We start from the raw sequence: 19,187 nt of genomic DNA, 5'->3' as shown, positions 1-19,187 counted from the left end.
CGTGCAGTGCTCCTGTAGTGCGTCTGCTGTGGGTCCGCCGTCGGCCGGTGCGCTGGTTCCCGCCACACCGGCCGGCGACTACGCGAGGGCTATTCGACCGATACTGATCATCTCTTTTCGCCCGGTGGTGCTCATCTCTTCCGTACGACGACGAAGTCGGCGAGTGCCGTGAACTGCGCCCGCACCCGGTCGGGCATGTCGACCGTGTCCAGCGCCTCGACGGCGACGGCGTGCTGACGGCGCGCCTCGTCGGCGGTCCACTCGCGGCCGCCCGCCTCCTCGATCAGGGCCGCGCGGGCCGCGAACTCCTCCTCGGAGAAGTTCTCGAAGTCGCTGCTCTTGGCGTCGGCGGCGAGGATCTCACCGAGCCGCTCGGAGGCGGAGCCGCCCGCCGCGAGCGCGGCCACGACCGGCAGGGACTTCTTGCGCTGGCGCAAGTCGCTCCAGGTCTGCTTGCCGGTGGAGACGGGATCGCCCCAGATGCCGAGGAGGTCGTCGACGGCCTGGAAGGCGAGGCCCAGGTGGTAGCCGTACTTCTCCAGGGTGTCGGCGGTGCGGTCGTCCGCGCCGCCGAGCACCGCGCCGATGGAGCAGGCGCAGGCGAGCAGGGCACCGGTCTTGTTGCCCTCCATCTCCAGGCACTCCTCGACGCTGACGCGGTCGCGGTGCTCGTAGGAGATGTCCTGTGCCTGGCCGTCGATGAGGGCGCGGGTGGCGGTGGTCAGACGGCGGGTGGCGCGGCCGGCCTCGACGGTGCCGAGTTCCAGCAGGACCTCGTTGGCGAGGGCGAACAGGGCGTCGCCGACGAGGATGGCCTGGGCGGGGCCGTGCACCTTCCAGACGGTGTCGCGGTGGCGGCGTTGTTCGTCGCCGTCCATCAGGTCGTCGTGCAGCAGGGAGAAGTTGTGGACCAGCTCGACGGCGACGGCACCGGGGATGCCGACCTCGGGCGCGGCACCGGTGACCTCGGCGGAGAGTACCGCGAGGGCGGGGCGTACGGCCTTGCCGCCGTCGCCGGCCGTGGGGTTGCCGGCGGCGTCGATCCAGCCGAAGTGGTAGGCGGAAACGGTGTCCATGGGAGCGGCCAGGCGGTCGATCGCCGCCCGCAGTACCGGTGTGGCCAGGGTCCTCCCGCGCTCCAGGAGCGCGGTCACGTCCACCGCGGTCTCTCGAGCGGCCTTCTCGGCCGGGGGCACAGTGGGCACGGTCTCTCCTCTTGTTGCGGTACCGGGGGTGCGGGGGCCTGCCGCCGGGCGCTCGTTCAGCATCACGCCGCCTCCTCGACGTCGAAGAGGTGGTGGGGGCGGGGCCGGCCCAGGGCGCTCAGCGCGGCTCCCGCCGCACTCACGCCACTGCGGACCGCACTCTCCATGGTCGCGGGCCACCCAGTGGCGGTCCACGCTCCGGCCAGACAGAGGCCGGGTGCCTTGGTACGGGCGCCGGGCCGCAGCCGCCCGACGCCGGGGGTGGGAGCGAACGTCGCGGAGCGCTCCCGGGTCACGAAGAAGTCCTTCACCCGCGCACCGCGCGCCCTGGGCAACAGCCGCTCCAGCTCGGGCAGATACCGCTCGCGCAGCGTGGCGACCGGTTCGTCGATCTCGTCCTGCGCGGCCGACTGGGACAGGGCGAGGTACTGGCCGCCGTCCCTGAGCCCGGAGGCGTCGGTGCGGTCGAACACCCACTGCACCGGGGTGCCGAGCGCCGCGAAGAACGGCCTGCCGAGCACCTTGCGGTCGTACACGACATGGACGTTGAGGATCGGCGCGGTGCCGATCTCCAGCAGCCGTTCCGGGGCGTCGAGGGCACCCTCGGGCAGCAGGTCGTACGCCTCGCGCTGGGCCACCGCGAGCACGATCGCGTCCGCCCGCAGCGTCTCGCCGGGAACCTGAACGCTCCAACGCCCGTTCTCGTCGGTAGAGATGGAGGTGACGCGTGTTCGGACCTCGGTACGGACGCCCGCGGAGTCGAGCGCCTTGCGGGCCAGCCGGTCATGCAGTTCACCCAGCGGGACGTGCGCCCATCCGATGTCGGCCGCGCCCGGGTCGGACAGCAGACCGGTCTTGAACACCATCGCGGCGAGCCCCAGCGAGGCGTCGCCCGCGACCGCGTTGAGGGTGGCGACCCCGACCAGGTCCCACAGGGCCTCGACGGCACGCGCCGACTGACCGTGCGCGGTCAGCCAGCTGCCGAAGTCCTGTGCGTCCAGGCTCGGATCGGCGAGGTCGAGCCCCTTGAGCGCGAGCGCGGCACGCCCGACCTTGGCGCGATCGGCGAGCGACAGATGCGGATACGTCGCCAGGCTCCGGCCCAGATGCAGGGGTACGGGCAGCGCGTCGCGCCGCAGCCTGCCGAGCCGTCGTCCCTCGGGCCGCGCGAGGTCGACCACGGGCACGTCGAGACGCTCCTGCAGCGGTGCCAGCGCCGTCCCCTCGACGCGGTCGAGGAACCAGCGGTAGGCGGTGCAGCAGCGCAGATAGACGTGCTGTCCGTTGTCGACGGTCAGGTCGCCGCGCTGGAAGGAGAAGGCGAGGCCACCGAGCCGCGGCCGGCCCTCGATCAGGGTCACGCGCACTCCGGCGTCGGCGAGCGCGAGCGCGGCGGTGATGCCGGCCAGCCCGCCGCCGACCACGACGGCGTCCTTCCCGGGGCGTCCGGGGATGTCCGCGAGCGGCGCTTGCGGCCGCGTGCCGTCGGTCATCGTGCACCCTCCCCTGCGCGACCGCCGTGCGGGTACTTGAACGGTGCACGGCCGGTCGTCTCAGTCAGGGACGCGACCCGGCAGCGGAGGGTTGCCCGCCGCTTTTCGCCGGTGGCATCACCTTGGGCCCGAATGTCCATCAGGCGCGCCTCCTGACGGTTCGCCGGGTCACATGCCGGGCGTCCAGACCGGACAGGCCGCGCACGGCGACGTACGCCTTCTCGCGCCCGGGCAGGGAGACCCGGCCGCGCAGCACGGCCTGCGGGTCGCGCTCGATGCGGTCGAGAAGACGGAGGTAGATGCCGGCCATGGCGGCGACACAGGCGCCGCTGCGCCGGTCCAGCATGGGAAGCAGCCGGTAGCCCTCAGCGAAAAGGGCGCGGGCCCGACGCACTTCGAAGTGCACAAGGCCCGCGAAGTCGGAGCCCTCCGGTGGTGTCGCCCCGCTGAAGCCGGTCGAGCAGCCGAATTTGGCGAGGTCGTCGGAGGGCAGATAGGTACGACCGCCCTCGGCGTCCTCGCGGACGTCCCGCAGGATGTTGGTGAGCTGCAGGGCCAGCCCGAGCGTGTCGGCGTACTCGGGCGCGCGCTCGGCGCCGCGCGCGCCGGGTTCCGTGCCGAACACGCCGAGCGAGAGCCGCCCGATGGCGCCCGCCACACAGCGGCAGTAGACCTTCAGGTCGTCCCAGGTCTCGTAGGTCTCACCGCGCACGTCCATCAGGACGCCGTCGATGAGCTCGTCCAGGCCGCCGAGCGGGATCGGGAAGGTGTCGGCGGCGTGGGCCAGTGCGACGGCCACGGGGTCGATGTCGTCCTCGTCGACCGCCCGGTCGCGGATCCGGGTCAGCAACTCCCGGGTGTCCTCGAGTCTGGCGATCTTGACGTCGTCGGTCAGGGCGCCGTCGCCAATGTCGTCGACGCGGCGCGAGAACGCGTACAGCGCCGACATCGCCCGGCGCTTGGGCGTGGGCAGCAGCCTGATGCCGTAGGCGAAGTTACGGGCCTGCCGCCCTGTGACGGCCTCGCAGTAGCTGTAGGCGGCGAGTACCGGTGCGGACGCGTGTGGTGCAGACTCCACGGTCCGGATCACCCCTCTCCTCGCAGAGTCACGCCCACCTCGCGCAGCAGCTGGAGCCTGCTTGCCTTGGGCGGGCCGGGAAGTACGTCGTATTCGGCGGCGGAGATCGCACGGATCGCCGCCTTTCCCCCCGCCACGAATCCCGCGAGCAGCAGCTTCAGCCTGCCGTGGACGCTACCCACCAGCGGGGTGCCTTCATTCAGGAGGGTTTGGGCGCGTTCGGCTTCATATGCAACCAGTGCGCGCACCGACGCGCCTGCTGTTTTTGCCGCCAGGTCGGTTTCCTGGACGTGAAAGCGTTTCATGTCCGCCGCGGGCAGATAGATCCGGTCACGGCCGAGGTCCTCGGCGACGTCCTGGAGGTGCTCGATGATCTGGAGCGCCGTGCACACCGCGTCGGAGCGGCGGATCCGCTCGGGCGTCCCGGTGCCGGTGACGGCGAGGACGAGACGGCCGACGGGGTTGGCGGACAGTTCGCAGTAGGCAAGGAGATCGTCGTAGGTCTCGTACCGCCCCACCAGCTGATCCTGACGGTTCGCGGCGATCAGGCCGAGGAAGGGCTCGGGGGTCAGCGAACGGCGGCGGACGGTCGGCTGCAGTCGGCGCAGCAGGGGGTGGTGCGGGGTTCCGTCGAAGACGCGGCGCAGGTCGGTCTCGAAGGCGTCGAGGAGGACCAGGCGGTCGTCGGCCTCCTCGGGCGACACGCCGAGCAGCCGGGCGTCGGCGCCGCCGGGAGCGAGATCGCCGTCACCGATGTCGTCGACGAGGCGGGCGAAGCCGTAGACGGCCATGAGGTCGGTGCGCCAGGCCCTGGGCAGAAAGAAAGGCGCCACGGGGAAGTTCTCCGCAGCGGCCTTGTCGAGCGTGCCACGCTCCGGATCACCTGTGCGCGCGCCGGTTCCCGTCACCGTGGACTGCCCGGGGCGGGGACGGCACATGCTGCGTGGAGCCGGGGAGTTTCCGTAGCCATTGCCGTCACATCTCCCGTTCTACACCGCAGACCCAATGCACACTATTTCGGACACGCCGCCCGGTCGTCCGCGCCGCAGCCCGGGGTGGGGGTGTCGTTCCTTATCGCCCCACTTGCCGCGTTTCGGTACCGGTACAGCTTACGTTGTACAACGGGGCCGGGCCCGTGGGGGTGTCCTGCACATCACAACAACACACCGATTGGCGTCAAGGTTCCCGGGGCCAGCAGGAGTTGACGTTTCCTTTGCAGACGCGGGGCCCCGCCGGGGCAGTTCCGGCAGGGCCCTGCCAAGCGTCCTGGGCCGCACGACCCATGTCCGGGTGGACTACTTGCCCGTGAACTTCTCGTACTCCTTGAGGACCTCGTCCGTCGGTCCGTCCATCCGCAGCTCGCCGCGTTCCAGCCACAGGACGCGGTCGCAGGTGTCGCGGATCGACTTGTTGTTGTGGCTGACGAGGAACACGGTGCCCGCTTCCTTGCGCAGCTCGCGGATGCGTTCCTCGGAGCGCTTCTGGAACTTGCGGTCGCCGGTGGCGAGCGCCTCGTCGATCATGAGGACGTCGTGGTCCTTGGCGGCGGCGATGGAGAAGCGGAGCCGGGCCGCCATGCCGGACGAGTACGTGCGCATGGGCAGCGTGATGAAGTCGCCCTTCTCGTTGATGCCCGAGAAGTCGACGATCTCCTGGTAGCGCTCCTTGATCTGCTCACGGGACATGCCCATGGCGAGCCCGCCCAATATGACGTTGCGTTCGCCGGTGAGGTCGTTCATCAGCGCCGCGTTCACACCGAGCAGAGAGGGCTGGCCGTCGGTGTAGACCTTGCCCTTCTCGGCCGGGAGCAGGCCGGCGATGGCGCGCAGCAGGGTGGACTTGCCGGAGCCGTTGGAACCGATCAGGCCGATCGCCTCACCGCGGTAGGCGACGAAGGAGACGCCTTTGACGGCGTGCACCTTGCGCACGCCCCGCTCCTCGCCACGCTTGACGATGCGGCTGAGGGCGGCGGTGGCGCTGCCCTTGCCGGACTTGGCGCCGTTGACGCGGTAGACGATGTGCAGCTCGTCCGCGATGACGGTGGGGATGGGAGCATCCGTCTTCTGTTCAGCCACGGCCGTACCTCTCCTCCGCCTTCCAGAAGTACACGAAGCCGCCGACGACGAACAGCAGCGCCCAGCCGAGGGCGGCGGCCCAGACGTGGTCGGGCAGGTTCGAGGAGCCGTAGCCGTCGATGAGGGCGAAGCGCATCAGGTCCATATAGATCGCGGCCGGGTTCCACTGGAGGACGGTGGCGATCCAGTCCGGCTTGTCCTCCAGCATGATCGGGATGGAGAACATCACGCCGGACGCGTACATCCACGTACGCATCACGAACGGCATGAGCTGCGCCAGGTCCGGCGTCTTGGCTCCTGCCCGGGCCATGATCATCGCGAGGCCGGTGTTGAAGAAGAACTGCAGGAGGAGCACCGGGACGATCAGCAGCCAGGACAGGGCCGGGTAACTGCCGAAGATCAGGGCCACCGCGAACAGCACGATCATCGAGAACAGCAGCTGCTGGAGCTGCTGGAGCGCGAAGGAGATCGGCAGTGAGGCGCGCGGGAAGTGCAGGGCGCGGACCAGACCGAGGTTGCCGGAGATCGCGCGGACGCCGGCCATCACCGAGCTCTGAGTGAAGGTGAACACGAACACGCCCGTCACCAGGAACGGGATGTACACCTCCTTGGGCATGCCCTTGTCGGCGTTCAGGATGAGGCCGAAGATGAAGAAGTACACGGCCGCGTTCAGCAGCGGGGTGGCCACCTGCCAGAGCTGGCCGAGCTTCGCCTGGCTGTACTGGGCGGTCAGCTTCGCCCGCGAGAACGCGAGGATGAAGTGCCGCCGGTCCCAGAGCTGGCGGACGTACTCGAACAGCGAGGGGCGGGCGCCGCTCACGGTCAGCCCGTACTTGGCGGCCAGCTCGGCCGCCGCGAGTCCCTCGTCGGGCGACGGAGGCGCGCTCACCGCGACTCCGCCGTCGTGCGTTGTCTCACTCACCAGTGGAAACTTTCGTCTTCGAGATGCGCAGCCTGTGCGGGCATGGGCATGAACCTGGGGCCCGGACGGGGCCCGGGGGCTCTCAAGGACCGAGCCTCTCAGATGACGGGAGGTCGGCCCAGTCGAGTCAGCCGCCACACCGTACGCCACTTCATGGGCCGGCGGGGACCGCACGAAGTGGTCCAGCCTTCCCGGAAACCGCCGAACCATGCCTTGAGGGCGGGTCGGGACGGGCGGCGGGCGAGGGTGAGCAGCATCCAGACGCCCAGATAGACCGGGACAAGGGGAGCCGGAAGGTTTCGGCGGGCCAGCCAGACGCGGTTGCGGGCGACCATGCGGTGGTAGACCGCGTGCCGCGAGGGCGCGGTCGTCGGGTGGTACAGCACCATGTCGGACCGGTAGTCGATCATCCAGCCCGCGTCGAGGGCCCGCCATGCCAGGTCGGTTTCCTCGTGGGCGTAGAAAAATTCGTCCGGCAGCCCGCCGACTTCGGCGAAGACCTGGGTGCGGACGGCGTTGGCGCCGCCCAGGAACGTGGTGACCCGGGACGAGCGCATCGGGTCGGACGCCCGCAGCCGCGGCACATGGCGGCGCTGGGTGACGCCGGTCTCCGGATCGGCGATGCGGAAGCTGACGATCCCGAGCTTCGGGTCGGCGTCGAACGCCTTGCGGCACAGCTCGGCGGTGTCGTGGTGGGCGAGGAGGCCGTCGTCGTCGAGGAAGAGCAATATGTCGACATCACGACCGCTGGGGCCGAATGCCTCGATGCCCACGTTGCGGCCACCGGGGATGCCGAGGTTCTCGGGCAGCTCGATCGTGCGGACGCCCTCGGGGACGTCCGGCACCGGTGAGCCGTTGCCGACCACGACCACCTCGACCGGATCGCCGTCCTGCTTGGCGACCGAGTCGAGGAGGGCACGCAGCTCGTCGGGGCGGTTGCCCATCGTGATGATGACCGCGCCGACCTTCGGTGAGGGTCCGGGTGCTGAGCCCATGCCGCTCACTTCAGCCTGCTCGACGCGAGGATGGACACGAGGTGCAGCAGGGTCTGCAGCAGCGCGATGCCGGCCAGCACCGCGACGCCGAGCCGGGAGAAGAACAGGTCGCCACGGACCTGGTCGGCGATCGCCAGGGCCAGGATCAGCAGGGACGCCTCGATGCCGAGGATGAGACGGTGGAACTTGAACGCGGCGGCGGCCTTGCGGGCCAGCGCCATGCCGGAGGAGCGCATCTCGGAGGCGGCCTCCTTGACCGGGGCCAGCCCGTTCTGGTGCCGGGCGACACCGACGAGGTCGGTCTCCGCCTTGATCAGGATCGCGCCGAGCGCGGCCAGGGTGCCGAGGAACGCCCACAGCCAGTCGATACGGCCGCTGCCCCACAGGTCTGCGGCGCGCAGACCGAAGCCGACGAGTACCGCGGCGTCGGTGAGGTAGGCGCCGACGCGGTCCATGTAGACCCCGCCGAGCGAGTACTGCTTCCTCCAGCGCGCGATCTCGCCGTCGACACAGTCCAGCAGCAGATAGAGCTGGACCATGACCACGCCGAGCACCGCCCCCGGGATCCCCGGCACCAGGAGTGCCGGGGCCGCGAGGACACCACAGACGGTCATCAGGTACGTGAGCTGGTTGGGCGTGACCCTGGTGTTCACCAGGTAGCGGTCGACCCGCAGGGACACCTCGCGCATGTAGAGGCGTCCCATCCAGTGCTCACCGCTGCGCCGGTCCTTCACCCCCGCGGGGTGAACGACGGGGCGGAGTTCAGCTACCGATGGCCTTGACATAGTCGGCGTAGATGTCCTTGATCTGGTCGGTTGTCAGGTCGAGGTGTTCGAGGATCGTGTAGCGGCCGGGCCGGGTCTGCGGAGCGAACTCCACGACGCGGACGAACTCGTCGTCCGTGAAGCCGATCTCCGCCGGCAGTACCGGCAGCCCGTGCCGACGCAGCACCTCGGCCATGTAGGCCGACTCCTCGTGGGCTCCGCGCAGGTACATCGCGAAGGCCGCGCCCAGCCCGCACTGCTCGCCGTGGGCGGCGGCGCGCTGGGGGAACAGCAGGTCGAAGGCGTGGTTGATCTCGTGGCACGCACCGGAGGACGGGCGGGAGTCGCCCGACACCGACATCGCGATACCGCTGAGCACCAGCGCCTCGGCGAGCACCTGGAGGAAGCCGGTGTCCCCTATACCGCCGGGGTGCCGCAGTACCGCCTCGCCCGCCTGCCGGGCGATCGCGGCGGCGAGGCCGTCGATCTTCTCGCCCTTGACGCGGTGGGCGAGCTCCCAGTCGGCGATGGCGGAGATGTTGGAGATCGCGTCGCCGATGCCGGCCCGCACGAAACGGGCCGGGGCCTCGTGGATGACATCGAGGTCGATGACGACCGCGATCGGGTTCGGCACACCGTACGAGCCGCGGCCCGCGTCGTTGTCGAGGGTGGCGACCGGGGAGCACAGGCCGTCGTGCGCGAGGTTCGTCGGTACGGCGACCAGGGGCAGGCCGACGCGTGCCGCGGCGAACTTGGCGCAGTCGATGATCTTGCCGCCGCCGAGTCCGACGACCGCGTCGTAGTGGCCGGCCTTTATGTCACCGGCCAGCCGGATCGCGTCGTCCAGGGTGCCGCCGCCGACCTCGTACCAGCTGGCGCCGGGCAGCGCCGGAGCGAGCCGCTCCTTGAGCCGGGCACCCGAACCGTTGCTGACCGCGATGGCCAGCTTGCCGGAGTGCGAGATGCGCTCGTCGGCGAGCACACAGGCCAGGTCGTCGAGGGCACCCGGGCGGATGTCCACGACGACCGGCGAGGGAATGAGCCGGGTCAGTACTGGCACGCGATCTCCCGTCCACGGGCGAGATCGTCGTGATTGTCGATCTCCACCCACTTGACGTCGCCGATCGGCGCCACGTCGATCCTGAAGCCGCGGTTGACGAGCTCCTGGTAGCCGTGCTCGTAGAACTGCTGCGGGTCGGTCTCCCACACGGTCTTCAGCGCGTCGGCCAGCTCGGGGGCGGCATCGCCCTCGATGAGGGTGACGCCGATGTACTCGCCGGTGGCCTCGGCGGGGTCCATCAGCTTGGTGATCTTCGTCATGCCCTTCTCGGGATCGACGACGACCTTCATCTCCTCGTCGGCCAGGCTCTTCACCGTGTCCAGGGCGAGGATGATCTTCTTGCCGTCACCGCGGGCGGCGAGCAGCGTCTTCTCGACGGAGACCGGGTGCACGGTGTCGCCGTTGGCGAGGATCACGCCGTCCTTTAGGGCGTCACGACCGCACCACAGGGAGTAGGCGTTGTTCCACTCCTCGGCCTTGTCGTTGTCGATGAGCGTGAGCTTCAGGCCGTACTTCTGCTCCAGCGCTTCCTTGCGCTCGTAGACGGCCTCCTTGCGGTAGCCGACGATGATCGCGACCTCGGTGAGACCGATCTCGGCGAAGTTGCCGAGGGTCAGATCGAGAACCGTGGGTTCGCCCTCTATGCCCGCGGGCCCCACCGGCACCAGAGCCTTGGGAAGGCTGTCGGTGTAGGGGCGCAGACGCCGTCCGGCGCCGGCCGCCAGCACGAGGCCGATCATGCGGGTTCTCCTTCATCGTGTACGGCGGGCGCCCCGGAGGACACCCAGAAGCGGATGCTCTCGACGAGCACCACCAGGGCCACGGCCACGGCCAGGACCGTGAGCGCGACCTTGAACTGTGAGGCGGTGAGCAGCGCCGCCAGTACGGCCACCACCAGCGTGCGGCCCTCGTGTCCCCCGATCGACCGCACCAGCCAGCGCGGGGGCGCGCCCGCGTTGCCGCGGATGCGATAGACCGTGTCGTAGTGATGGTAGGCGACAGCCGACACCAGCCCGAAAGCCGCAGGGAGGGCTCCGTTCACGTCCGCTTTGGCTGCGAGGACCAGGACGGTGCCGTATTCGGCGGCGCGGAAGATCGGGGGGACCAGCCAGTCGAGGGCGCCCTTGAGGGGCAGCGCGACGGCGGCGGCCGAGGTCAGCGCGTACAGGGCGGCCGCCGCGACCGGCAGCACGCTGCCGTACGGCTCCAGCACCGCCGCGAGAACCAGCAGGGCCGCGCCGGGCACCGCGACGAGGATCCGGGCGCCGAACGGCGGCTTGGCGGGAAGCTTGGACAGTACGCGTGCCAGCGCCTCGGCGATCGGCCCGCTGTCCGCCAGGTCCGCCAACGCCTGCGCGGCCCGGTCGGTCCGCTGCGCCTTGCGCGTCAGCGACCGCAGCACCCGGCCCGCCGTCGTGTAGGTCGCTGCGAAGGCGCACCCGACGAGGAGGACGTAGAAGGTGATCCGGGGCGTCGTGACCGCCGTCAGCAGCGCCATCATCGCCCAGCGCTCGCCGATCGGAAGGACGATCATCCGGCGCGCCCACACCGTCCAGCCGACGCTGTCGAGCTTGTCGGAGAGGGCGGCCGTGGGGCTGGTGTTGGCGGTGGCGTCGTGATTGGCCTCGTTGAAGGAGAAGTCGACGACGTGCCGGCATGCCTGCAGGACCATCGCGCCGAGGGCGAGGGCCCAGACGTCGTCGCCGCCGCGGGCCGCGCCGAGCGCGAGGCCGGCGTAGTAGGCGTACTCCTTGGCCCGGTCGAAGGTGGCGTCCAGCCAGGCGCCGAGCGTGGAGTACTGGAGGGAGTAGCGGGCGAGCTGGCCGTCGGCGCAGTCCAGGACGAACGAGAAGATCAGCAGGAAGCCGGCCGCGATGAACCCGCCCCGGGTGCCCGTGGCCGCGCAGCCCGCCGCGATGAGCGCGGTGACCAGGGAGGCGGTCGTGACCTGGTTGGGGGTCAGGCCCCGGCGGGCGCACCAACGGGCGATGTAGCGGGAGTACGGGCTGATGCAGAAGGTGGTGAAGAAGCCGTCGCGGGACTTCACTGCCGACTTCAGGCGTACGGCCTCGTCGTCGACGGCGGCGACGGACTGCCGTGCCTCGTTGCGGGCCTGCGGGTCGGCCGGGACGGCGGCGACCAGGCTGCCGAGCTCGGGACGGTGGACGTCGGTGCCTTCGTCCTCGAGGGCGGTGACGATGCGGTCGGCGAGGCTGTCGACGGCCACCGCCGTGCCGCCGCCCGCGGAGTTCTCGCGGGCCATCGCACGGGTCAGGGCCTGGCGGCCGGCCGGCTGGGCCGTCACGGCGCCCGGGATCGCGGCGAGCGGGAAGCGGGGGTCGGTCAGGCCGAGGCGCAGCGCGTGCTGGTGGCCGACGAAGCGGGCATCGACGACGGCGACCCGCTGGTCGCCGGGCACCTGGGCGAGGAGCGTCTCGGCGTCGGCGGCGTCGGCAGCGACCCGCACGTCGTAGCCGAGGGACCGCAGATCGCCCTCGATCGACGATCCGGGGACCGGCTGACCGGTGAGGATGGCGGTCGACAACCGAACTCACTCCCTGGGTGCCGACGCGTCCGCGCCGGTCATGTTCATGGTGGCGGCGCCCCTTGCCGGGGGCTCTGGCGTGCCGGGCGTCGCCCGGCCGACGTCAACTGGACGACAGGGCCCGCCGGGCGGCGTGTCGGCAGAGGCTATCGGATGATGGGAAGCCGACGTTCACCGGCCGTTCGGCGGAACGATCAACGTGGTTTGCCCAGAGCCTTGCCGCGATCATCATCGGGGATTGCGGGGCCTGCCCACAAACTCGCGCTACCAGACCGGGGCATCGAGGACATTGCGTGCCGCGCCGGTGCCCCGGCATAGGGTGGTCGACCATGACATGGCTGATCACAGGCGGAGCCGGCTACATCGGAGCACATGTGGCGCGGGCCATGACCGACGCCGGGGAGCGGGTCGTCGTACTGGACGATCTCTCGGCCGGCCGGCCCGCGCGGCTCCCGGCCCACCTCCCCCTCGTCGAGGGTTCCTCGCTGGACGGTGACCTGCTGAAGCGGGTGTTCGCCGAGCACGGGGTGACGGGTGTGGTGCATCTCGCGGCGCGCAAGCAGGTCGCCGAGTCGGTGGCGCAGCCGACGCGCTACTACCGGGAGAACGTGGGCGGTCTCGGCACGCTCCTCGAAACGGTCGCCGAGGCGGGGGTCAAGCGGTTCCTGTTCTCGTCGTCCGCCGCCGTGTACGGCAACCCGGATGTGGATCTCATCACGGAGGACACTCGGTGCGCGCCGGTGAACCCGTACGGCGAGACCAAGCTCACCGGCGAGTGGCTGGTACGGGCGGCGGGTCAGGCGCACGGCATCGCGACCGTGTGCCTGCGCTATTTCAACGTCGCGGGCGCCGCTTCGCCCGAGCTGGCCGATACGGGCGTCTTCAACATCGTCCCCATGGTCTTCGACCGGCTCACCCGCGACGAGGCCCCGCGGATCTTCGGCGACGACTATCCGACGCCGGACGGCACCTGCATCCGCGACTACATCCATGTCGCCGACCTCGCCGAGGCCCACCTGGCGGCGGCCCGGCGGCTCACCGGGGCGGACGCGAGCGGTGATCTGACGGTCAACATCGGCAGCGGTGCGGGCGTCTCCGTCCGTGAGCTGATCACCGTCATCGGCGAGGTCACCGGCGACGCGCGCCCCGCCGTCGTCGAGCCCCGGCGCCCGGGGGACGCGCCGCGCGCCGTAGCCTCGGCCGCGCTGGCCGCCGAGAAGCTCGGCTGGACGGCTCGGCGCGGGGTACGCGAGATGGTCGAGTCGGCGTGGCAGGGGTGGCTGCTGCACCACGGCGGCCGGGCGGGCGGCTGATCATGCAACGTCCTGACCTGCGGATCGTTTCCGCAGGTCAGAGCACATGACAACGGTGTTCAGTGCCGCGTTGCCCGATACCCCCCACCCGTAGTTGACTGTGACCCCGGACGGAAATTCCGATCGTCGCACGGACCGCGGAAGGGCGGCTTTCTCATGGGGGCTGGGCACGATCACGGGCACGGGCACTCGCACGTGCCGACGACCGGTACGGCGGCTGCCGCGTACCGCGGAAGGCTGCGCGTCGCGCTGTCGATCACGCTCGGCGTCATGGTGGTCGAGATCGTCGGCGGTGTGGCCGCGGACTCGCTCGCCCTGATCGCGGACGCGGCGCACATGGCGACCGACGCGCTCGGCCTGTCCATGGCCCTGCTCGCCATCCACTTCGCGAACCGGCCGCCGAGCACGACACGCACCTTCGGCTTCGCCCGCGCGGAGATCCTCGCCGCCCTCGCCAACTGTCTGCTCCTGCTCGGCGTCGGCGGCTACGTCCTGTACGAGGCGATCCAGCGGTTCTTCACGCCCGCGGACACCGAGGGCGGCCTGATGATCGTCTTCGGCGCGATCGGCCTGGTCGCGAACATGGTCTCGCTGACGCTGCTGATGCGGGGCCAGAAGGAGAGCCTGAACGTGCGCGGTGCCTTCCTGGAGGTGGCCGCGGACGCGCTGGGCTCGCTCGCGGTGCTGATCTCGGCGGCGGTGATCCTCACCACCGGCTGGCAGGCCGCCGACCCGATCGCCTCGCTGGTCATCGGCCTGATGATCGTGCCGCGCACCTTCAAGCTGCTGCGCGAGACCCTCGACGTACTGCTGGAGTCGGCCCCGAAGGACGTCGACATGGCGGAGGTACGGGCCCACATACTCGCGTTGGACGGCGTCGAGGACGTTCACGATCTGCACGCCTGGACGATCACCTCCGGCATGCCGGTGCTGTCCGCCCATGTGGTGGTGCGCTCCGACGCCCTGAACGCGATCGGCCACGAGAAGATGCTGCACGAGCTCCAGGGCTGCCTCGGCGACCACTTCGACGTGGAGCACTGCACCTTCCAGCTGGAGCCGGTCGGGCACGCGGAGCACGAGGCCCGGCTCTGTCACTGAAACAACCGTACGGTCCGACAAGACGTCAGTACGGACGGAATGCAGCGATCCGGTGGTCGGTGGCGTCCTCATGCCCACAGCGCCCCTTTGTGCGGTTCCGTACCCGCCGCGCCGGGCACGATCAACTGCCGGGAGTGCCGGATTCGTACGGCACACTTGGGGCGCAACCGAGGCGAAGGATGGGTATGCCGATCACACCTGCCACCGCGACGCACAGTCCGTCGAACGGCACCGCAGACGCGATTTTGCTGGAACTAGTCGACGAGAACGGTGTGACGATCGGCACCGCCGAGAAGCTCGCCGCCCATCAGCCTCCCGGACAGCTGCACCGCGCCTTCTCCGTGTTCCTCTTCGACGAGCAGGGCCGACTGCTGCTCCAGCAGCGGGCCCTCGGCAAGTACCACTCCCCCGGCGTCTGGTCCAACACCTGCTGCGGCCACCCCTACCCCGGCGAGGCCCCCTTCGCGGCCGCGGCCCGCCGGACGCACGAGGAGCTCGGTGTCTCCCCGTCGCTGCTCGCCGAGGCGGGCACGGTCCGCTACAACCACCCGGACCCGGACTCGGGCCTGGTGGAGCAGGAGTACAACCACCTCTTCGTCGGCCTGGTGCAGTCCCCGCCGCGGCCGGACCCGGAGGAGGTCGGCGAGACGGCCTTCGTGACCCCGGCCGAACTGGCGGAGCGGCACGCGAAGGACACCTTCTCGTCCTGGTTCATGACCGTCCTCGACGCGGCCCGCCCCGCGGTCAGGGAGCTGACGGGCCCGTCGGCCGGCTGGTGACCAGCGCCGACGACGACTTGCGCAACACGCCTAGGGCACGCGCACGGGCTTGAGCGGGACGGCGGCCCAGATCACCTTGCCGCCGGTCGCCGTGTGCTCGACGTCGCACACGCCGCCCGCCTCCCGGGTCACCTCGCGGACCAGGAGCAGTCCGCGTCCGCCGGTCTGGCCGTGGTCGGCCTCCAGGGCGGTCGGGCGGTAGGGGTGGTTGTCCTCCACCGACACCCGCAGCCACTCGGCGCCGACGGCGACCTCCACGGCCAGTGTCGGCGACAGCAGCGCCGCGTGCCGGACGGCGTTCGTGACCAGCTCCGACACGATCAGCAACACTCCCTGCACCAGATCGTCGGAAACCGGCACGCCCTGGCGGTACAGCAGGTCCCGTACGGCGTGCCGGGCCTGCGGGACCGAGGCGTCGACGGCTGGGGCGGTGAACCGCCAGACGCCCTCGTACGGCAGGGGATTCGGCGGCCGCTGGACGAGAGGCTCGTCCGCGCCAACTCCTGGGCGTGGGCCGGACCCGCGCCCGTGGTTCTCCATCGTCCGGTCGCCACCCTCGCGCTCGATTGTCACCACACGTAGAGTGTTGGTAACGCGCAGGTCCGGACCGTAGAACTGAACAGAAGTCAGCGGGTATCGAGCGTTTCTGACCGTTGGCGTATGACACGGTCAGTTGTGGGACCGCTCTGGCGCCGCTTGTGCCGACTTCACGAACTATTCGGGTTGTACGGGTTTGGCGCCGCCGCCGTCCGGCTCGTCCCGCCCGTCACTCTCCGTGGCCAGCTGCTCGGAGACCATGCTGACGACACGGCGTCCACCGTAGCCGGTCGCGATCAGGCCGAGGCCGTCGAAGAGCAGGGCGAGGGAGAAGAAGGTCCCGATCACGTACTTGCTGCTGCTCGGCCAGTCGGCCAGCACCAGAATGCCCAGCAGCAGGCCGAAGGCGCCCTGCACCAGCGTCCAGCCGAACTGCGGACCGCGTACCACCAGACTGCCGGCCAGCCGGAACACCCCTCCGGTGAGGAACAGCAGAGCGGCGAACATGGTGAGCGCCTCGGCCGCCGCCTCCGGGGTGCGGATCACGACCACCCCGGCCGCGATGTTCAGCGCCGCGACCACGACCCCGAGCCAGAAGAAGCTGTTGCCCCGCGCCTGGATCGCGTGCAGCAGCCCCACGACGCCGCCGATCAGCAGCAGCCAGCCGAAAAGGATCATCGAGGTCAGCGTGGCCAGGCCGGTGTAGACGAGGCCGACGAGACCCGCGAGGACCAGGATCACGCCGAGCGCGGCGAGCCAGCCGAAGCCGCGGCTCAACCTGGCGGTCTCGTCCCTGTCTCCCGGCATCCGGGGCCTCCTCCGGCTACGACCCCCTTCTTGATCGTACGGTCGGGCGGTACGGCTAGCATCCGAGCATGGAGCCCCAGCTGCCGCACAGCGTCACCGACTCGGTCGCCACCGTGGTCATCCACCATCCGGCCAAGCGCAATGCCATGACGGCGGCGATGTGGCGGGCGCTGCCGCCGCTGCTCGGCACGCTGGCCGCCGATCCTGCCGTACGGGTGCTGGTGCTGACCGGCGAGGGCGGCACGTTCTGCGCGGGGGCCGACATCTCCACGCTCCAGGGGTCCGCCCAGGAGGCGCAAGGGCTTGCGGTGGCCGCGGAGGAGGCGCTGGCCGCGTTCCCGAAGCCGACGCTGGCGGCGATCCGGGGGCATTGTGTGGGCGGCGGTTCGCAGTTGGCGGCGGCGTGCGATCTGCGGTTCGCCGAGGAGGGGGCGCTGTTCGGGGTGACGCCGGCGAAGCTCGGGATCGTGTATGCGGCGTCCTCCACACGGCGGTTGGCGTCGCTGGTGGGGCCGTCCACCACCAAGTACCTGTTGTTCTCGGGCGAGTTGATCGACGCGGAGCGCGCCCTGCGTACGGGCCTGGTGGACGAGGTGCTGCCCGAGGGTGAACTCGGCGGGCGGGTCACGGAGTTCACCCGGATCCTGGTGTCGCGCTCGCAGCTGACGCAGGCCGCGGCGAAGGAGTTCGCGGACGGGCGCACCGATCGCGACGATCACTGGGCGGAGCAGGCGCGCGGAAGCGGCGACCGGGCTGAGGGCGTCGCCGCGTTCCTGGAGCGCCGGCAGCCCCGCTTCACCTGGAACGTCCCTACATCAGGCTGAAGCGGCTGTTCGTGCGGAACTCCTCGACGAGGTACGCGGGCGCCTTCTGCGGGGAACCTGCGTCGTAGGGCGGCTGCGGGTCGTACTCGGTCAACAGCTGTACGGCCTGGGCGTGTTCGTCACCGGCGATCTTCCCGACCAGGGTCAGGCCCATGTCGATGCCGGAGGAGACACCGGCCGCGGTGATGTACTTGCCGTCCGCGACGACCCGGTCACCCGTGGGCTCGGCGCCGTACTGCGGCAGGAAGTCCAGCGCGAGCCAGTGGGACGTGGCGCGGCGGCCCGCCAGGAGTCCCGCGGCGCCGAGGAGCAGCGAACCGCTACAGACCGAGGTCGTCCAGGTGCTCGTGCCGTCGGCTGTCCTGAGCCACTCCAGAAGGACCTCGTTCTCGATCTCGGCGAAGGTGCCGGGTCCGCCCGGGAGCACGACCACATCGGGGTGCGGCACGTCCGCGAGGGCCTTGTCGGCCATGAGCGCGAGGAACCCCGTGTCGGCACGCACGGGCCCCGCAGTCTCGGCGACGAAGTCGACCCGCGCGTCGGGGAGACGGCTCAACGCCTCGTAGGGCCCCACGATGTCGAGGGCGGTGAAGCGGTCGTAGAGGACCATCGCGATCTGCATGGTGCTTCCTTTCAGCAGGGGTCTCAGTGGGCCGGTGCGGGGCGGAAGCGGCGGCGGTACTCGGCGGGGGCCGTTCCGAGGGCCTTGACGAAGGCGCGGCGCATCGCCTCCGGAGTGCCGTAGCCACTGGCGCGGGAGATCTCCTCGACGCCGTCGGCGGAGTCCTCCAGGAGACGGCGGGCGTGTTCTAGACGGACCCGGTCCACATAGCGGCCCGGGGTCATACCGGTCTCGGTCTGGAAGGCGCGGGCGAAGTGGCGCGGGGAGAGGCTGGCGCGGGCGGCGAGTGCCTCGACGCTCAGGTCGGCGTCGGGGTGCTCGGTGATCCAGCGCTGGACGTCCCGGAGGGGCTCGCGCTGGGCGGTCTGCGCGACGAGCTGGGCGCTGAACTGGGCCTGGTTTCCGGGGCGGCGCAGGAAGACCACCAGGTGGCGGGCGATGCCGAGGGCGACGTCGCGGCCCAGGTCGTCCTCGACCAGGGCGAGGGCGAGGTCGATGCCGGAGGTGACGCCGGCGGAGGTCGCCACGCGCCCGTCACGTACGTAGATGGGGTCGGGGTCGACCTCGACCGCGGGGTGGTCACGGGCGAGCTTGTCGCAGTACGCCCAGTGGGTCGTGGCCCGGCGGCCGTCGAGCAGGCCCGCCGCGGCGAGCAGGATCGCGCCGGTGCAGACGGAGACCAGGCGCTCGGCACGGGGCCCGTGCTCGCGCAGCCAGTCGGTCAGCGCAGGCTGGGGACCGCGCGTTCCCTCGCCGCCGGGGACGAGGAGGGTGTGCGGGTCTGACACGTCGGCGAGGGCTGCGTCCGGTACGACGGTCAGGCCGCTGGAGGTGCGGACGGGGCCGCCGTCCACGGAGGCCGTGCGGAGGCGGTAGGTGCCCGGGCGGTGCTTCTCGGCCCCCGTGAAGACCTCCAGCGGGCCGGTCAGGTCGAGGCTCTGTACACCGTCGAAGAGAACGAAGAGAACGGTTCGCTGCGCCATGCCTTCGATTCTTCGAGAGCGGCGGCATGACCACAATGACGAGCTCCCCACCTTTTCTGCCATGGGCCCTCGCGCACGGGAAACGAC

The 19,187-nt window shown here is 70.6% G+C and carries 20 protein-coding genes; 4 read left to right on the top strand and 16 right to left on the bottom strand.

The window, feature by feature from the left end:
- Window positions 1–131: 131 nt before the first annotated feature.
- The 12 genes from ADK36_RS06405 to ADK36_RS06355 form a co-directional block, all read right to left on the bottom strand.
- Complete coding sequence (locus ADK36_RS06405; protein WP_078916156.1) at window positions 132–1,268, bottom strand: polyprenyl synthetase family protein; 1,137 nt, start codon at window positions 1,266–1,268, stop codon at window positions 132–134.
- Window positions 1,268–2,698, bottom strand: coding sequence for a hydroxysqualene dehydroxylase HpnE (gene hpnE, locus ADK36_RS06400; protein WP_048580878.1), 1,431 nt, complete (start codon window positions 2,696–2,698; stop codon window positions 1,268–1,270). Before hpnE ends, ADK36_RS06405 begins: the two co-directional genes overlap by 1 nt.
- A complete protein-coding gene (locus tag ADK36_RS49990; protein ID WP_234329691.1) occupies window positions 2,695–2,838 on the bottom strand; it encodes a DUF6380 family protein in 144 nt (47 codons plus the stop codon). Before ADK36_RS49990 ends, hpnE begins: the two co-directional genes overlap by 4 nt.
- A complete protein-coding gene (hpnD, locus tag ADK36_RS06395; protein ID WP_048580879.1) occupies window positions 2,838–3,788 on the bottom strand; it encodes a presqualene diphosphate synthase HpnD in 951 nt (316 codons plus the stop codon). Before hpnD ends, ADK36_RS49990 begins: the two co-directional genes overlap by 1 nt.
- Window positions 3,785–4,684: a squalene synthase HpnC gene (gene hpnC, locus ADK36_RS06390; protein ID WP_053196765.1), complete on the bottom strand. Its 900-nt coding sequence runs from the start codon at window positions 4,682–4,684 to the stop codon at window positions 3,785–3,787. The genes hpnD and hpnC overlap by 4 nt, the downstream gene beginning before the upstream one ends.
- A gap of 387 nt (window positions 4,685–5,071) precedes the next feature.
- Window positions 5,072–5,851: an ABC transporter ATP-binding protein gene (locus ADK36_RS06385; protein WP_048580880.1), complete on the bottom strand. Its 780-nt coding sequence runs from the start codon at window positions 5,849–5,851 to the stop codon at window positions 5,072–5,074.
- A complete protein-coding gene (locus ADK36_RS06380; protein WP_048580881.1) occupies window positions 5,844–6,773 on the bottom strand; it encodes an ABC transporter permease in 930 nt (309 codons plus the stop codon). Before ADK36_RS06380 ends, ADK36_RS06385 begins: the two co-directional genes overlap by 8 nt.
- A gap of 98 nt (window positions 6,774–6,871) precedes the next feature.
- The gene (locus ADK36_RS06375) at window positions 6,872–7,768 is read right to left on the bottom strand and encodes a glycosyltransferase family 2 protein (protein WP_048580882.1); all 897 of its coding nucleotides are present in this window, start codon (window positions 7,766–7,768) and stop codon (window positions 6,872–6,874) included.
- Window positions 7,769–7,773: 5 nt separating this feature from the next.
- Window positions 7,774–8,553 (bottom strand): CDP-alcohol phosphatidyltransferase family protein, encoded by a 780-nt coding sequence (locus ADK36_RS06370; RefSeq protein WP_078916157.1) that lies wholly within the window; start codon window positions 8,551–8,553, stop codon window positions 7,774–7,776.
- Window positions 8,531–9,592: an iron-containing alcohol dehydrogenase family protein gene (locus ADK36_RS06365; protein ID WP_048580883.1), complete on the bottom strand. Its 1,062-nt coding sequence runs from the start codon at window positions 9,590–9,592 to the stop codon at window positions 8,531–8,533. The genes ADK36_RS06370 and ADK36_RS06365 overlap by 23 nt, the downstream gene beginning before the upstream one ends.
- Window positions 9,580–10,332 (bottom strand): sugar phosphate nucleotidyltransferase, encoded by a 753-nt coding sequence (locus ADK36_RS06360; RefSeq protein ID WP_048580884.1) that lies wholly within the window; start codon window positions 10,330–10,332, stop codon window positions 9,580–9,582. The genes ADK36_RS06365 and ADK36_RS06360 overlap by 13 nt, the downstream gene beginning before the upstream one ends.
- Entirely contained in the window at window positions 10,329–12,137 is a 1,809-nt protein-coding gene (locus tag ADK36_RS06355) for a DUF5941 domain-containing protein (protein ID WP_048580885.1), read from the bottom strand. The genes ADK36_RS06360 and ADK36_RS06355 overlap by 4 nt, the downstream gene beginning before the upstream one ends.
- A 329-nt stretch (window positions 12,138–12,466) precedes the next feature.
- Between ADK36_RS06355 and galE the strand changes: the two genes are divergently transcribed.
- The 3 genes from galE (at window position 12,467) to idi (ending at window position 15,327) form a co-directional block, all read left to right on the top strand.
- On the top strand, window positions 12,467–13,450 hold the full coding sequence (gene galE / locus ADK36_RS06350; RefSeq protein ID WP_048580886.1) for a UDP-glucose 4-epimerase GalE: 984 nt from the start codon (window positions 12,467–12,469) through the stop codon (window positions 13,448–13,450).
- Between the two features lie 156 nt (window positions 13,451–13,606).
- Window positions 13,607–14,548, top strand: a complete 942-nt coding sequence (locus tag ADK36_RS06345) for a cation diffusion facilitator family transporter (protein WP_048580887.1) — start codon at window positions 13,607–13,609, stop codon at window positions 14,546–14,548.
- Between the two features lie 185 nt (window positions 14,549–14,733).
- On the top strand, window positions 14,734–15,327 hold the full coding sequence (gene idi, locus ADK36_RS06340) for an isopentenyl-diphosphate Delta-isomerase (RefSeq protein WP_048580888.1): 594 nt from the start codon (window positions 14,734–14,736) through the stop codon (window positions 15,325–15,327).
- A gap of 30 nt (window positions 15,328–15,357) precedes the next feature.
- On the opposite strand, the gene ADK36_RS06335 is transcribed toward idi, so the two are convergent.
- A complete protein-coding gene (locus ADK36_RS06335) occupies window positions 15,358–15,867 on the bottom strand; it encodes an ATP-binding protein (protein WP_048581024.1) in 510 nt (169 codons plus the stop codon).
- A gap of 174 nt (window positions 15,868–16,041) precedes the next feature.
- Entirely contained in the window at window positions 16,042–16,671 is a 630-nt protein-coding gene (locus ADK36_RS06330; RefSeq protein WP_048580889.1) for an HdeD family acid-resistance protein, read from the bottom strand.
- Between the two features lie 68 nt (window positions 16,672–16,739).
- On the opposite strand from ADK36_RS06330, the gene ADK36_RS06325 reads away from it, so the two are divergent.
- Window positions 16,740–17,495, top strand: coding sequence for an enoyl-CoA hydratase/isomerase family protein (locus tag ADK36_RS06325; RefSeq protein ID WP_048580890.1), 756 nt, complete (start codon window positions 16,740–16,742; stop codon window positions 17,493–17,495).
- Here ADK36_RS06325 and ADK36_RS06320 read toward each other — a convergent pair.
- Together ADK36_RS06320 and ADK36_RS06315 are read right to left on the bottom strand one after the other, a co-directional pair.
- Window positions 17,482–18,117 carry a DJ-1/PfpI family protein gene (locus ADK36_RS06320; protein WP_053196668.1) on the bottom strand — a complete coding sequence of 212 codons (636 nt, stop codon included), beginning with the start codon at window positions 18,115–18,117 and terminating at the stop codon, window positions 17,482–17,484. The two genes, ADK36_RS06325 and ADK36_RS06320, sit on opposite strands and share 14 nt — an antisense overlap.
- A 23-nt stretch (window positions 18,118–18,140) precedes the next feature.
- Window positions 18,141–19,100 carry a GlxA family transcriptional regulator gene (locus ADK36_RS06315; protein WP_053196666.1) on the bottom strand — a complete coding sequence of 320 codons (960 nt, stop codon included), beginning with the start codon at window positions 19,098–19,100 and terminating at the stop codon, window positions 18,141–18,143.
- Between the last annotated feature and the right edge of the window lie 87 nt (window positions 19,101–19,187).

It is taken from the genome of Streptomyces viridochromogenes, assembly GCF_001270495.1.
Taxonomy (GTDB): domain Bacteria; phylum Actinomycetota; class Actinomycetes; order Streptomycetales; family Streptomycetaceae; genus Streptomyces; species Streptomyces viridochromogenes_A.
The sequence above is the reverse complement of the archived record's forward strand: the minus strand, read 5'-3'. Positions and strand labels throughout refer to the sequence as shown.

Excerpts from the sequence above, each read along its gene's own strand:
- ADK36_RS06405 (WP_078916156.1), bottom strand. The coding sequence starts at position 1,268 with ATGCTGAACGAGCGCCCGGCGGCAGGCCCCCGCACCCCCGGTACCGCA.
- hpnE (WP_048580878.1), bottom strand. The coding sequence starts at position 2,698 with ATGACCGACGGCACGCGGCCGCAAGCGCCGCTCGCGGACATCCCCGGA.
- ADK36_RS49990 (WP_234329691.1), bottom strand. The coding sequence starts at position 2,838 with ATGGACATTCGGGCCCAAGGTGATGCCACCGGCGAAAAGCGGCGGGCA.
- ADK36_RS06375 (WP_048580882.1), bottom strand. The coding sequence starts at position 7,768 with ATGGGCTCAGCACCCGGACCCTCACCGAAGGTCGGCGCGGTCATCATC.
- ADK36_RS06370 (WP_078916157.1), bottom strand. The coding sequence starts at position 8,553 with ATGTCAAGGCCATCGGTAGCTGAACTCCGCCCCGTCGTTCACCCCGCG.
- ADK36_RS06360 (WP_048580884.1), bottom strand. The coding sequence starts at position 10,332 with ATGATCGGCCTCGTGCTGGCGGCCGGCGCCGGACGGCGTCTGCGCCCC.
- galE (WP_048580886.1), top strand. The coding sequence starts at position 12,467 with ATGACATGGCTGATCACAGGCGGAGCCGGCTACATCGGAGCACATGTG.
- ADK36_RS06345 (WP_048580887.1), top strand. The coding sequence starts at position 13,607 with ATGGGGGCTGGGCACGATCACGGGCACGGGCACTCGCACGTGCCGACG.
- idi (WP_048580888.1), top strand. The coding sequence starts at position 14,734 with ATGCCGATCACACCTGCCACCGCGACGCACAGTCCGTCGAACGGCACC.
- ADK36_RS06335 (WP_048581024.1), bottom strand. The coding sequence starts at position 15,867 with ATGGAGAACCACGGGCGCGGGTCCGGCCCACGCCCAGGAGTTGGCGCG.
- ADK36_RS06330 (WP_048580889.1), bottom strand. The coding sequence starts at position 16,671 with ATGCCGGGAGACAGGGACGAGACCGCCAGGTTGAGCCGCGGCTTCGGC.
- ADK36_RS06325 (WP_048580890.1), top strand. The coding sequence starts at position 16,740 with ATGGAGCCCCAGCTGCCGCACAGCGTCACCGACTCGGTCGCCACCGTG.
- ADK36_RS06320 (WP_053196668.1), bottom strand. The coding sequence starts at position 18,117 with ATGCAGATCGCGATGGTCCTCTACGACCGCTTCACCGCCCTCGACATC.
- ADK36_RS06315 (WP_053196666.1), bottom strand. The coding sequence starts at position 19,100 with ATGGCGCAGCGAACCGTTCTCTTCGTTCTCTTCGACGGTGTACAGAGC.